Raw genomic sequence first — 13,956 nt, forward strand, 5'->3', positions numbered from 1 at the left:
CATGCTGAAGCTAGATAGCCGGGATTACGCCCTTGCCTGGCCGCTGTTAAAGGAAGTCAAGATCAACACGCTGTTCGCTGAAGGAGTTCTGAGCGGGCAGACGACAGGCAGTGTGTATGTGGACTCTGTACATAACCCGCGTACCTTCTACGTGGCTCATGAATACGGGATGTCGCTGGTCTATGGGGATTCGGGCAATGAGGAGTTTAACCGGAGCTTATCGGACTATATTACGAACAAGGCGGGGCACCGGCATTCAGCGGAATGGCTGCAGGCTGATCCGGCAGGGGACTGGGACCGGCTGATTGAAGCTATGCTTCCTGAGCATAATGCACGGCTTGACGCGGACGATACACGCAGAATGTACATACAGACCCGGGTGAATTTTATGTTCGATCCGGAGGTCTATTACCGCGCGAAGGCGCAATGGTACCGGCAGGATGCTGAGATTGTCCAGATGGACGGCGAAGGATTCGGCGAGCAGACGGGTGCGGTGATTCCCCGGTATTTCTGGCGTGACGCGGAGCACTTCCTGACCTCAGGCCGAGGATACACTTTATTGTGGGAGGGCAAGCAGGCCTCCAGCGCCTTCTCGGCTTACCGGACAACGGATCAACTGGAGATTGGAATCGAATCGGCACCGGGTCACCGGGGAAAGTATTTCGCCTTCTCAGTGTGCTGCAAGCTAATCGATTACTGTCTGGAGCAGGGTTTGGAGCCTGTCTGGGGCTGCCGCCAAGAGAATGTGGGCTCGTACAGACTGGCGCAGAAGCTGGGCTTCAAGCCTGCATTGAACATCCCCTACTACCGTTTGTCCGAGCTTCCCGCTTAACAAAGAGCAGCAAATCTCCGCATAGATGGGGGATTGCTGCTCATTTGCGTTACATGGGCGGTACAATAGGTGGATTTTCTACACTTGCTGATGAATGATTGGCGACTGCTAGGACCATAGTTGGAAAAACGGCACTTAATAAATCGCACTTCCGCTTAGATGGGGAAATAGACAAAATTAGATGCTGTTTTTCCACTTGTGTACCTGCAAATGCCGGGAATTGCTGAATTAAGATACGTTTTTCCACTAGTTTGTTGAAGGGAAGGTGGGGGCACCTGCGAATTGTGTGGCGTGCGCAATATCGGCTCAACTTCCGTTAGCCTAGCTTCTCAGCCACTCAACGCCCCAGCACTTCATGCCCCGCCAACTCAAACCCCTGCAACCTAGCGCCCCCGCCAGCACATGCCCCAGCACTCAGCCGTCATATCCGGCGGGCATCCACAAAGCAGTGCAGGTGCAGCGGTGACAACACCTTCAGCCCTTCCCCCAGCTCGAAGCCCCTGCCTTCGGCCAGCTGGCGGCCTTGCTCGCCGAAATAGAACCGGTACATGGCCAGCTGCTCTTCATTGAACTGGCTGCGGTGCAGAGCCATGGCCGCGAACTTGCGCTCGAAGTGATCCGTGATGTCGATGACCGTATTAGGCTCAGCGGTGAAGTAGAAGCCGATGGCCTTCGGCTGCCATGGCCGGGTAAGGGTGCCTCTCGGATACAGGGGCAGCCCGGAGGACAGCACAGCCTGGGCTGCGGCCCTGCCGGTAACGATATGGTCATAATGCGCCTCATAGCTCAGCCAAGGATCAGGACACAGTATCAAGTCCGGCTGAACCGTCCGGATGATCTCGGCGATCTCCCCCGCGAGGGCTGGGATATGCTCCAGTGTACCGTCGCCATGGTCCAGTTGGTGGAACACGGTGGCCCCCAGCGATCTTCCGGCCGCTTCGAGTTCGCTTGCGCGGATGGCAGCGATCTCGGCGGAAGAGACCTGCTCGTCCACCGCGCCCAAATCCCCGTTCGTGATCGTCAGATAGTGAATCTCGCAACCCCTCTCGGCGAATGCGGCGATCGTGCCGCCCATGCCCACCTCATTATCGTCCGGGTGCGGCTGTATACATAATGCCGTCCGGCATCCGCTAAGATCCGGAGGGGACATCAGCGCTGCTAGTGTGGATATATCCATAATCCAAATACCTCCCTATTAATCTGTGATGAGGGTACAGTTAGCCCCTCTGTAGGTTGGGTGAAGAGAAATCACTCAACCGGGCCTGCTCCTTACGGACCGGAGAGCCGTTATTTACAAGAAAATAGCCTATTGGGTTGCCTTGCGGACTGAGGCGGTCTTATTCGCTCCATAATCAATGTTACGGCGCAGAAAATCCGGCAATAAAGGCCGTAGGGTCCGTAACTTGCTCCAATCGTGGCTTTTGCCAGAAGTAAGTGCAACTGAGTCCGTTACGCCTGCCGCCCCCCTGACCATGAACGATTCAATCAGGGAAAAACAAAAGGAAGCGGGAGCCGGAAGGGCAAGTTAGAGAACATGAGCATGGGACCCCACTACAGGGACCGGCTGTGATTCAGATCGCTCAGGATCTGCACCCGCTGCTTCTCCGTTATATTATAGAAGAGAATCGGCAGAATAGCGGCCAGGAAGCAGAGTGCAGGCAGCAGGAACATCACGAAGCTAAGGCCGTGCTGGAGCTGCGGAGTCGCCGGCTGATTCTCCACATAGCTTAGCAGGCCGAGACTGGCTCCGATAATCATCCGCGATACCGCTCCGCTGAACTTGGTAATGAAAGTGTTCGTTGAGAACACAATGCCCTCGCCCCGGAAGCCCAGCTTCCATTCCGAATAATCGATCGTATCGAGCAGCATCGAGGTACTGACAATCGTCGTCATGCCCGAGAAAAAGAAGCTGACCCCAAAGAACACCAGGGTGTTCAATACATTATGGTCACCCAGCAGATAAGGCAGGATGCAGGCTACGCTCCCCAGAATGCAGGAGACAATGAATATTTTCTTCTTGGCGAAGAGGCGCAGCAGCGGCGGCGTAGCGATCATCCCCAGCAGCATACCGGCCACCAGACTGATCCCGACCTGCGTGGCATACCCCGCGTCCCCCCAGACATAGACCACATAATAGAGCTGAATGCTCTGCCGGATACCGTTGACCAGGTTGATAATCAAGAGAGAGGCGAGCAGGGTGAGCAGCGGCTTGTTTTTGTACACCGTTTGCAGGTTCTGGCGGAAGGATATCTTCTCAGCGGAAGGGACGACCCGTTCCTTGGTGAGCATCCCGGTCAGGAAGATCGATAACGCCGCAATGACCCCGATAATGATTGCCGAGTACAGATAAGCCTGCGTATTCCGTTCTCCGCCGAAGGCGAGCAGAAGCTGGATACCGCCGATGGTGATAACGACTGCGCCGAGCGTTCCGCCGATTTTGCCCAGTGTGACGAATAAGGTGCGTTCCCCCGGATCAGTGGAGACTACGGACGACAAGGCCCAGAGCGGCGTGTCACAGACCGTGTACAGCATTCCCCATAGCAGGTAAGAGACAGTAGCGATTACAAGAGTCACAGTCCGGGAACCGCCGAAGTCCCAGAAGCAGAGGACGGTCGCCAGCGCGATCAGACAAGGGGCGAACAGCAGGTAAGGCCTGAATTTCCCCCATCTGGAGCGTGTTTTGTCGGTAATCATGCCCATCAGCGGATCAAGACAAGCATCGATAATACTTGCTGCGACCAGAATGACGCTGGCGGTGGTTGCCGGAATTCCCAGCAGATCCGTATAGAAGAACAGGATGTACATCGACATGAAGCTGTAGAGCATATTCTGGCCCAGCAGACCGCCTGAGAACACCAGTTTTTCGGCCACAGGTACTTTTGCTGACATGACAAGCCTCTTTTCGCGGGGGATAAAATGGGATTGAATCGTTTACTAATTATGTCTATTTATAACTTATTTCTATGTTCTGTCAAGCGGATTCTGCATCAAACTACGGAATAGTAAACATTTCGATTTGTAAAGGGGAAATTTACACTGAGATAAACGAAAAAAATATGAAAAACACAAATTAGAATATAATTTTTTTGATATAAAATGTCGAAATATAGCTAATGATGTCCCGCCGGCTGATAGGGGAGTGTAAGATTAACGCCGACAAGAAGGACGCTAAGATGTTAACCACAGGGGGAAGCCACATGAAATGGTTCGGGAATTTGAAAACAGCTACAAAGATCGTCTCCGCTTTTTTGATCGTCTCTTTAATCCTGGCAGGACTTGGAGTCTATTCGGTCTTATCCCTGCGCACCAGCAATCAGAATATGAAGGAAATGTACAGCAATAACCTGATCTCGGTCAGAGATTTGTCTGCCGCCGAGATCAGCTATCAGCTTAACCGGGTCTATACACGGGATATGAGCAATACAACAGATACAGATAAAATTACCGATTATAAGCAAAAGATTGCCTCAGGCCGTCAGGAAATTGTCCAAAAGGTGGATAACTACCGTCCGCTGGCGACCACTGCCCGTGAAAAGGAACTGCTGGCCTCGTTTGACCAGGAGTATGCAAGCTATGAGAAGTTGTTCGATCAGGCGCTGGTTCTGGCGGAGCAAGATGATGCGGCTGCTTTTAATACATTTCTGACTACACAGTTGACCGTCCAGGGGCAGAATGTGCTGAACAATCTGGATGGTCTGATCAAAGTGAATGTTGAGCTGGCAGATGAGGCGAACAACCATTCACAATCCGCTTATTCCTCGGCGTTCATCCTTACAATCTCGGTAGTCATTGCGGCGGTCATCCTCAGTATTATGATCGGCTACCTGATCGCAAGATCGATCTCCAGACCCCTGATGCAGATGCTGCATGTAGCTACAGAAGTGGCTAATGGAAATCTGACGCAGCAAGCGGATATATCTACTAAGGATGAAGTCGGACAGCTTGCCACAGCCCTGAACCGGATGGTTCATAACCTGAAGGAATTAATCAACGGGATTGTGATGAACTCTCAGAGCGTTGCCGCCTCTTCCGAACAGATCTCAGCGAGCACCCAGGAGATTGCCAGCACCAGCACGAACCAGTCGGCGGCAGCGACCAATATCACCGAGCTGTTCAAGGAGCTGTCGCTGGCGATTGATTCTGTGGCCTCCAGTGCCGAGGAAGCGGCAGAGCTCTCCAATGATACCGTACGGACCGCCCGGGAAGGCGGATATGTGGTGGAGACTTCCCTGCAAGGAATGCAGACGGTGAACCACCAGATGAAGCAGCTTGAAGACGACTCCAGCAAAATCGGGGATATCATCGAAGTGATCGACGATATTGCCGAGCAGACCAATCTCCTGGCCCTGAACGCAGCGATTGAAGCGGCGCGTGCCGGAGAACAGGGGCGCGGCTTCGCCGTAGTGGCGGACGAGGTCCGCAAGCTGGCTGAACGCAGCAGCGATGCTACGAAGGAGATTACGAAGATTATCAAGGTCATGCAGGAGAATACGAAGCAGAGCGTGAGGGCAGTAGCTGAGAGTGTAGAGCAGTCTTCGATGACCAGCCAGGCCTTCGAGCAAATCATTAAGATGGTCAACACCTCTTCACTCAAGGTCAACGAGATTGCTGCCGCCTGCGAAGAGGAGTCCGCCCAGGCTGCTGAAGTGATGGACTCGGTTCAGTCCATTGCGGCCTCCAGCGAGGAATCGGCAGCGGCTTCTGAAGAGACAGCGACAACCTGCCAGGCTTTGGCCCTGCTGTCTGAAGAGCTGGCCCAATCGGCAGCCGCATTCAAGACCCATTAATTCAACAGACGGAAGGTGAAGCCATGTCGTCCTTACAGAAGGAACAATATATCGAGCTTGCGGTAGGAGCCGAGACCTGTGCCATCCGGATTGAAGAGATTCATGAGATTATCAAAATGCTCAGCATTACAGATATCCCCTTCAGCCGGAATGAAGTCAAAGGTGTAGTCAATCTGCGCGGCAAGGTGGTCTGTGTCATGAGCCTGCGCAATCTGCTGGGAATGGCGGATGAGCCTTATACCCGGAGCACAAGAATTATTGTGGTTAACTACCGCGAGGAATTCGTCGGACTGATTGTAGATAAGGTGAACAAGGTGACTACGTACGCCGAGATTCATCCGCCGGCAGGCGGACATAACCGCAGCCGCGATGCGGTGTTCCACGGAGTGGGGCAGCGGGATGACCAGCTGATCGGTATTCTGAAGCTCGAAGAAATATTGGGCGGGTAAAAAGGGGAACAAGCAATGATGATGGAACTGTCGGCTTACCGCGATATATTCATAGAAGAGCTGAACGAGCAATTAGAGCGGATCGACCAGTCCCTGCTTGCGCTGGAGCATGCTCCAACCGCTGAGCTGATTCAGACGATCTTCCGCGCAGCCCATACGATCAAGGGCTCTGCCTCCACGATGGGCTTCCGCGAGATGAGCGATCTCACGCATGAGGTGGAGTATGCGCTGGAGTGGGTGCGGGAGAAGAAGCCGGAGATTACCGGTAATCTGATTGATACGCTCTTCCGGGCGCTGGATGCGATGAAGCTGCTGCGCACTCAGTATGTCAGCGGGGAGGGATTTACAGACTGCTCAGCTGTGGTTGCGGAGATCAAGGCGCTGATTAATAAGCCGGCTGAACTTCAGCCGGTACTGCTTCCGGTCTTAAATGCAGCGGAGCTGCTTCAGGCGGAAGAGGCCGTGGCAGCGGGCTACTCGCTGCTGGCTCTGGTAGTCACCTTGAGAGAGGACTGCCAGATGAAGGCGGCCCGGCATTATATCCTCTTGCAGCGTATCGAAGAGGTCTGCGGGCCGGTGATTGCTGCTGCCCTGGCGCCCCCGGCGGCGCCGGGAGCCGATGAAGACGCCCGCTACAGCCAATTTGCTGTAATTGCTGCTTCCCCGCGCGAGCTCCGGCAGGTGTCCGAGCAGCTGGCAGGGGAGACCGATGTCGAGAGCATTGTCATTACACCATTCGTGCCCGCACCTGCAGCCGGGACTGACGTCCAGACCACGGCCGGACCGGTGCCTGCAGAACCTTCGTCCTCTACTCCTGGCAAGGGGAAATCCCATGAGGTACAGTCAACCGTCCGGGTAAGTGTGGAGCGGCTGGACCATCTGATGAATCTGGTGGGGGAGCTGCTGATTGAGCAGACCTCTCTGGCCGATCTGAGCGCTAATGGACAACGTACGGATCCCGCCAAGGTTCTGCCTGATATCGGCTCGATATCGGATCATATGGGCGGAATTATCAAAGAGCTTCAGGAAGGAGTCATGAAGACCCGGATGCTGCCGATGGATCAGCTGTTTAACCGTTTCCCGCGGCTGGTCAGGGATTTGGCCCAGAAGCTGGGTAAGGATATTGAGCTGCAGATTCAGGGAGGCGAGACCGAGCTGGACCGGATGATCATTGAAGAGCTGAGTGATCCGCTAATCCACTTGATCCGTAACAGCGCCGATCACGGAATCGAGAGTCCAGAGGTGCGCGTGCAGCAGGGCAAGGCTCCGAAGGGCAGAATTACGCTTACTTCTTTTCATGAGGAGAATCAGGTCGTGATTCGTCTGGAGGATGACGGACAGGGCATCGATGCCGCCCGGATTACAGCCTCTGCGCTCAGCAAAGGGATCATAACAGAAGAACAGGCAGGGTATTTAACTGCACAGGAAGCCGTTAGTCTCATCTTCGAGCCAGGCTTCTCCACAGCTTCTGAGGTCAGTGAAGTGTCTGGACGGGGCGTGGGGATGGATATTGTCCGCAGTCAGATTGGACGTCTCAACGGAATCATAGATATTCAGACCGAGCCGGGGGCAGGGACTCTGTTTACAATCCGTCTGCCGCTTACGCTGGCTATTATCAAGGGGCTGCTGGTCAAGGTGTCCGGGCGTGTTCTGATTCTACCGATGTATAATGTGGCTGAGATTGTGCGGATCTCCCCCGAAGAGATACAGGTCGTTCAAGGGGAGCAGGCGATTATCAACCACGGGCGGATTGTTCCGCTCTCCTGGCTCAGAGACAAGCTGCATTATCCGCGCACAGAGCGCCGTTCCAAGACGATTCCGCTCGTGATTGTAAGATCTGTTGACCGGATCGCTGCGTTCGCAGTCGATGAGATCATCGGCAACCAGGAGGTGGTCATCAAGTCCCTGGGCGCGTATCTAGGGACGATGAATCATCTGTCCGGGGCAACGATCCTGGGTAACGGCCGGGTCGCTCTGATTCTGGATGCCTCTTATCTCGTTAGCCACTGATTACTTTCCATTATCACAGTCTGGTATAGAACCGGCAGCAATGGTGAAAAATATGGAAAGAAACACCGGAAAGGGGTGAAGAGTTGGATATTACAATGGCTTCAGATGAAGTTATCAGTAGGATCAAGCAGCTTCAGTCTGGTGGGGGCAAGATGAACAAGAAGCAGATCAAGCAGCAGGAGCCCGAGCTGATGAGAAGTGCGCTGTATTATTTTCCAAGCTGGGAACACGCCGTGAAGAATGCGGAACTGCTCTAAGGAATAGCAACGCCTAATAACCGGAAAAGCCGCAGAAGCCTGCGACTCTTCCGGTTATTTGTTATTGTAGTGCCACGGTCAGGAGGTCTGTTCTTCGGTTCTCAGAGGCTTCGGGCGGTTGAACTGCAGCTCAAGAGCCTGCTGGTTCAGATGCAGCTCGTCCATATAGGCCTTGATCTTAAGCTGGAGCGCATGCAGCATTTCAGTATGCATATCATCTATACGGTCCTCGTTACAGAACGCTGAACAGGCCAGATAGCCATCTGTATAGGATTTGGTGTCATCCACTACCGTATTTAATTTTTCTTTGTAGATCCGTTTAACCGGTCCGCTCTCCGGCTTGATCTCATAATAGCGGTTCGTTTCCACCAGCAGACGCCAATGGCTAACCTCAAGACCATATTCATCCTTTTCCAGCTGCACGGTCACTTTGAAGATCTTGATAGGACTGTTCATGTTGTTGTTCCATTCTCATTGTAGGATTCAGAGATTATAGCATGTACAGACCGCAATGCCCACTGGAAGATTATATAGATATCGTATAATTTGGCATCATAGCATAAAATTAAACCATTATTGTCCTGAAGCGGCAATACGTTAGCCTACTATAAAGGAGATCTGAAATGAAAAACACTGCTGTACAAAGACATCCGCTCGTTTACTCGCTGGTATGGGGAGTAGTCCTGACTCTAATGGTATCCATAGCCGCTGCTGTCGCTACCATTCAGGAGTTCGGCGATATGGGGATACGCAATGCCCAGGCCTGCGCCTTCCTGGTTATGGGCATTATTGTAACCATTTATATGAAAAGAAAGGATTCTTCGCTCGTCAGCTTCGGCTTCCGCAAGCTGGAGGCTGGTCCGTCCCGGGCGGTGCTGTTCTACATCCCGCTGCTCATTATTGCGGTGGCCCAGCCGCTGATGAATGGAATCAACGTTGAACTGGGAGCGCCTGAAATAATCAGCATCGTCATTATGACCCTGCTGGTGGGCTATACTGAGGAAGCCATTTTTAGAGGGGTGATCTGGAATCTTCTGAAATCCAAAGGTCCGGTCTTTTATATTGTGTTCTCCTCCATCTTCTTCGGGGTTCTGCATATGGCCAACGCCTTTGGCGGAAATGATATCATACATACGATTCTCCAGGTTATCAATGCGCTGCTGCTGGGCTGTGTGCTCGCCTTGCTGATGGAGACAGGCCGGAATATTGTTCCGCTGATCGCGTTCCATTTTATCTACGATGCACTGGCCATGGTCAGCAATGAGAATCTGGAGCATGAGGTACTCATCGTCTCCATTCTTAATATTCTGTATCTGCTCTATGGAATTTATCTGCTCGTGGTATTCAGCCGCAAGCACAGAAATCATAGTTTCACCCTGTAGACACACCGGCCAGTCCGGGGAAGGAATTCCTCAGGCTGGCCATTCATTTTCATGTGAAATGATAGCGCATACATGAAAATGATCAGCTAACGGGAGCAAATAATCCGTAAACGGAGCAATGTTTAGAGATGGGCATTTTATTTGCAATCCTACTGGAATATCGCAGATTCTGCGGGGATATGCAGGTTTTTGAAAGTTTAAATTTAAGCGTTTCTCAGGTATAATGTAGACATCACCACAGGAACCACAGCATCAAGAGCACCAAGCATTACAGGTGGTACCGCAGGTGATGGTCTCATTCCTAAATTTAGCAATGAATGAAGGAAAGGAGAGAGCCCCGATGTACTAGCGTTAGCGAAGCATGCCGGAATCGGCTGCTGATGAAGAAGGTGGATGATAACACCTTCTGGCAGATCGTGGGTATGCGGGAACCCAAGAAGCAAATCTTTAATTGGAAGAAGAACGAAGCTTATCATTCAAGCAGGAGAAGTCTCTTGCGGAAGAAAGAGCGTGATTCCAATGAAAAAGGTTAGCGAAGCGTACAACTGCGATTCCTCACAGTAGGGAAAACGTCCGTGAAAACGTTTTTCGTGAAATCGTGTACGCGGGAATCCACCCCATATGCAGGACATGGAGCAACACTCCGGACAGGAGCGAACGGGCAACACGGAAGCATGAAGTGAACATGAAATTGAGAACAATCACCATGTCAGGGATATGGCTTTTGTTACTTGGAGGAAATGATTGAATTGAATAGCGTAATCAACACATGAATCCCCGGGCCTTAAGCAATCAGGCAGCGGGGATTTGTGCGTCTGTACATAATGAACGGCAAAGCAAAGCCGTTTCCACTCTTTTTCAATCTGTTGTGTCCGCTGCTATGGTATGCTGCCGGTAAGCTAAGGAGCCAGCTTAAATAGATCCCAGTAAAGGCACGATATAGTCACGGAACACATCCGGCGGCGGATTATTCTTCCCGCGCTTGTTATCCTGGGTCAGCACAGTGACAAGCTGAAGCTCCGGCACTACATATATGAATTGTCCGGCATACCCGCGGGCGTAATAGTAATCCACCAGACTGGATTCTCCGGTTGCTGAGCTGCAGGACAGGGCATCTGTCCACCAATGCCAGCCGTATCCGCCGTGGCGGGGAGGCTCCGTGTGCATGACTGGTTGTACCGAATGTACAGCCCAACTGCCGGAGATAATCTGCGAATCCTTCCATATCCCCTGCTGCAAATAGAGCTGTCCGAAGTTCAGCAGGTCTACAGGCTGCAGCTTCAGACCGAAGCCGCCGGTATGGATGCCCTGGGGGTCCGATTCCCAGTCATAGTCCCGGATGCCGAGCGGTCCGAAGAGAACCTGTTCGGCATAGCTGGCTGTGCTCTGTCCTGTGGCTTGTACCAGAATCGAAGACAGTAACTGCGAGATTCCAGAATTGTATTCCATCCGGGTGCCCGGCTCATCTGCGAGCGGCTGCTCCAGCACATAATTCACCCAATGGGGGGAACGGGTCATCTTCGGGAAGGAATTGGCCCCGCCGAATTCCGTCCAGCGGAAGCCTGCGGACATAGTCAGCAGCTGTTCGAGCGTAATGTTCGGCTTTCGTGCGTCCTTATCGCGCAGGACTTGCGGGAAGAAGCTGCTGAGCGGAGCCGAAGGGCCGGGCAGCAGCCCCTGGTCCATGGCGATGCAGATCAGCGCAGAGAGGATGCTCTTGGTGCAGGAGTTGATCTTCGCCAGCTCGGAGGCCGTGCGCTGATCTCTATAATGCTCGAAGATCAGCCTGCCTTGCTGCTGAATCAGACAGCTCCGCAGATTCAGCGGCGCAAGCGCGGCTGATAGGGTGGACAGGTTCATTGGGATTATCCTTTCTATATATACAACTATCACTTGAATGTCTGTATACTCGCTTGATGAATTCCCCTGTATTATCTCAATCTGACGCCGGGAAGTCCAATTTGTTTATACACATTTATTACCAGCCGGGGCTTCCTCTAGTCAGTTATTATAAGATTAGTTGGCAATATATTAACTGTTTCGGAGGGATTCTATGATTCAGGATCATGAACTGCAGATTCGCCCAATAGCTGAAGGGGATCTGCCCAGGCTGTGGGAACTCGCATATAAAGAGGAAGCGCCGGAATGGAAGAAATGGGATGCGCCTTATTATGAACACAAACGAATTACATGGGAGACGTATAACAGGAAGCGAGCCGAAATTATTGGCTGTGTGAACAATTGGGTAATAGAAGTAGAGGGCGTTGTTATAGGTGATGTCAGCTACTACTGGGAGCATGAGCCGTCATACTGGCTGGAAATGGGGATTGTCATCTATGATCCTGCCTATTGGAGCAGCGGTTATGGCACTAGAGCTCTCAAGCTGTGGATCGGTCATTTATTCACTACCCTTCCGCTAGTCCGTGTCGGCTACACCACCTGGTCCGGGAATGAGCGAATGATGAAAGCAGGAATGAAGCTGGGCATGATGATGGAGGCCAGGCTTAGAAAATGCCGATATTATAACGGAATATACTATGATTCTATCCGAATGGGGCTGCTTAGAGAGGAGTGGGAGGATACGTTGAGAGAGTAAATATGAATGTTTGTGAAAAAAGACACAAATTCGTGAAAATTATCACGTTGTATTCATAAAATTTTAATATATAATAAAGTTAACTTAAAGAAACAGGGGGAATTAAAATGAAATTATTTAAAGTATTAGTAGTAGCAGGGGTATCGGTAGCTTTGTTGTCGGGTTGTGGATCGGATAAAAACAATGCAGACAAAGGGGCAGCAGCTACAACTGCACCAGCAACAGAACAGGCAGATGCAGTTACCTCGGCTTCAATCGTGAACCAGGCAGATGCTTTCATTAGTGCAGTGAGCGACAAAGGAACCTGGATCGTTGCTATTCTGAATGATCTGACTGTGGACAAGGATGTAGTGGTAGCAGGCGAATTCCACGATAAGAACGATACAGCTAAGCCAATCTATCGTAAGCTGGCCCTGTACGCACAGGATGCAGACCACAAAGTTACAGCTACTTACACCCTTACAGCACCAAAAGTAACTGTACAGAGCGAGAACTTCCGCGTTCAAGGCGGTACGATCAAGGGTGATGTATATGTAGAAGCTAACGGCTTCAACCTCTACAAGGATGCTACAATCGACGGCAACCTGTACTTCTCCAGCGAAGATGTGAAGGCAACGGCTGTGCTTGAAGGTAAAGTTACCGGAGCTACTGAAGTAAAATAAAATAAGTATATTGGAATCCATTCAATTACTATAATGAAATACAGCCTGTAGACAGGGTCCCGGAGGGGCTTGCGCTACAGGCTTTTTATATGTTATGGGGGGATTTTGTAATCTGGACCGAAATCATCTATAGTTAAATGGAAGCTGTTGTAAGCGCAAACAATCGGGACGGGAGATGCACTCATGAAAACTACACGGAGATGGGGGATGGCTGCGGGAGTGATTCTGGCTTCTGTAGCGGTACTCTATTTATTGTTATATATGTATGAAAGACCCGGCGGGTGGTCGGACCAGCGGATGTCCCACTCATTGGGAATGAATCAGTCGCTCCAGATTCCCCTGGGCTCAAGTCCGGAGGAGGCCGTGCGGTTATTCCGTGAGTCTGATTCCATGACGGTGGTACATGAGGAGACTGTTGGCAGGGGGAAGCTTGTTTTTCTGACCCGTTCGGGCGATCAGGACCGCAGCAATCTTCAAGTCGAATATGTCCGCAAAACCTGGATCGGCTGGAAGTGGGTCTGGGGGGCGGGCTACGGGATGGACGGAGACCCTACCGTGTCGGCAATGAATTATATGAGGCTGCCTGAGCTGGAGCAAATCTCCACTCCGTTTCCTATGGTGTTCGGTGAGGTGCTGGACCCGTCCATTCAGCAGATTATCGTTCAGCAAAAGCAGACCGGGACTGATAAGTCCGAGGCAAAGCTGATTCAGACGGCGCAGGGACGGACAATTTGGTTTGCTTTTCAAGCGGCGACGGCGGGCGTTCCGTTCGAGATTGAAGGATTGGATAAGGCAGGGGAAGTAGTCGCCTCCAAAATCATAACAGACGCCAGAGACAGCGGGTCGATACCGCCCGGTAAATGAAATAAGAGTGGAGGTAGACAGATAACCGGTCACCTTGTAGTCAACCGCATACAACACATCATAAGTTGTATGAAAAGCGGACGAAGACTCCGGCTGTCGTGCCTGCACGGACTGCCG

Annotated in this window: 13 protein-coding genes; 9 read left to right on the plus strand and 4 right to left on the minus strand. The window is 51.9% G+C overall.

Annotated features, from left to right (window positions below):
* Nucleotide 1: 1 nt before the first annotated feature.
* Entirely contained in the window at nt 2-832 is an 831-nt protein-coding gene (locus MKY64_RS07050; RefSeq protein ID WP_340951788.1) for a GNAT family N-acetyltransferase, read from the plus strand.
* Between the two features lie 421 nt (nt 833-1,253).
* Here MKY64_RS07050 and MKY64_RS07055 read toward each other — a convergent pair whose 3' ends face one another.
* Nucleotides 1,254-2,009, minus strand: coding sequence for a PIG-L deacetylase family protein (locus MKY64_RS07055; RefSeq protein WP_340951790.1), 756 nt, complete (start codon nt 2,007-2,009; stop codon nt 1,254-1,256).
* Between the two features lie 374 nt (nt 2,010-2,383).
* Nucleotides 2,384-3,721 carry an MFS transporter gene (locus MKY64_RS07060; RefSeq protein ID WP_340951794.1) on the minus strand — a complete coding sequence of 446 codons (1,338 nt, stop codon included), beginning with the start codon at nt 3,719-3,721 and terminating at the stop codon, nt 2,384-2,386.
* A 308-nt stretch (nt 3,722-4,029) separates the two neighbouring features.
* Here MKY64_RS07060 and MKY64_RS07065 point away from each other — a divergent pair, with 308 nt between their 5' ends.
* The 4 genes from MKY64_RS07065 to MKY64_RS07080 all read left to right on the plus strand — a co-directional run bounded on the left by MKY64_RS07065 (nt 4,030) and on the right by MKY64_RS07080 (nt 8,335).
* Nucleotides 4,030-5,619: a methyl-accepting chemotaxis protein gene (locus MKY64_RS07065; RefSeq protein ID WP_340951798.1), complete on the plus strand. Its 1,590-nt coding sequence runs from the start codon at nt 4,030-4,032 to the stop codon at nt 5,617-5,619.
* A 23-nt stretch (nt 5,620-5,642) separates the two neighbouring features.
* Nucleotides 5,643-6,068, plus strand: a complete 426-nt coding sequence (locus tag MKY64_RS07070; protein ID WP_036700854.1) for a chemotaxis protein CheW — start codon at nt 5,643-5,645, stop codon at nt 6,066-6,068.
* A 15-nt stretch (nt 6,069-6,083) separates the two neighbouring features.
* A complete protein-coding gene (locus MKY64_RS07075) occupies nt 6,084-8,078 on the plus strand; it encodes a chemotaxis protein CheA (RefSeq protein ID WP_245367972.1) in 1,995 nt (664 codons plus the stop codon).
* 83 nt (nt 8,079-8,161) lie between these two features.
* Nucleotides 8,162-8,335, plus strand: a complete 174-nt coding sequence (locus MKY64_RS07080; protein ID WP_155991697.1) for a hypothetical protein — start codon at nt 8,162-8,164, stop codon at nt 8,333-8,335.
* 78 nt (nt 8,336-8,413) lie between these two features.
* Here MKY64_RS07080 and MKY64_RS07085 read toward each other — a convergent pair whose 3' ends face one another.
* A complete protein-coding gene (locus tag MKY64_RS07085) occupies nt 8,414-8,791 on the minus strand; it encodes a hypothetical protein (RefSeq protein WP_036733098.1) in 378 nt (125 codons plus the stop codon).
* Nucleotides 8,792-8,958: 167 nt separating this feature from the next.
* On the opposite strand from MKY64_RS07085, the gene MKY64_RS07090 reads away from it, so the two are divergent.
* Complete coding sequence (locus MKY64_RS07090) at nt 8,959-9,717, plus strand: CPBP family intramembrane glutamic endopeptidase (RefSeq protein WP_340951804.1); 759 nt, start codon at nt 8,959-8,961, stop codon at nt 9,715-9,717.
* 912 nt (nt 9,718-10,629) lie between these two features.
* Here the strand turns inward: MKY64_RS07090 and MKY64_RS07095 are convergent.
* Nucleotides 10,630-11,577: a serine hydrolase domain-containing protein gene (locus MKY64_RS07095; protein ID WP_340951808.1), complete on the minus strand. Its 948-nt coding sequence runs from the start codon at nt 11,575-11,577 to the stop codon at nt 10,630-10,632.
* 193 nt (nt 11,578-11,770) lie between these two features.
* Here MKY64_RS07095 and MKY64_RS07100 point away from each other — a divergent pair, with 193 nt between their 5' ends.
* The 3 genes from MKY64_RS07100 to MKY64_RS07110 all read left to right on the plus strand — a co-directional run bounded on the left by MKY64_RS07100 (nt 11,771) and on the right by MKY64_RS07110 (nt 13,839).
* On the plus strand, nt 11,771-12,313 hold the full coding sequence (locus MKY64_RS07100; RefSeq protein ID WP_340951811.1) for a GNAT family N-acetyltransferase: 543 nt from the start codon (nt 11,771-11,773) through the stop codon (nt 12,311-12,313).
* A 107-nt stretch (nt 12,314-12,420) separates the two neighbouring features.
* On the plus strand, nt 12,421-12,975 hold the full coding sequence (locus tag MKY64_RS07105; RefSeq protein ID WP_340939866.1) for a hypothetical protein: 555 nt from the start codon (nt 12,421-12,423) through the stop codon (nt 12,973-12,975).
* A 183-nt stretch (nt 12,976-13,158) separates the two neighbouring features.
* Nucleotides 13,159-13,839, plus strand: coding sequence for a hypothetical protein (locus MKY64_RS07110; RefSeq protein WP_340951813.1), 681 nt, complete (start codon nt 13,159-13,161; stop codon nt 13,837-13,839).
* Nucleotides 13,840-13,956: the final 117 nt, after the last annotated feature.

This window comes from Paenibacillus sp. FSL R7-0210, from assembly GCF_038009085.1.
GTDB lineage: Bacteria > Bacillota > Bacilli > Paenibacillales > Paenibacillaceae > Paenibacillus_AQ > Paenibacillus_AQ silagei.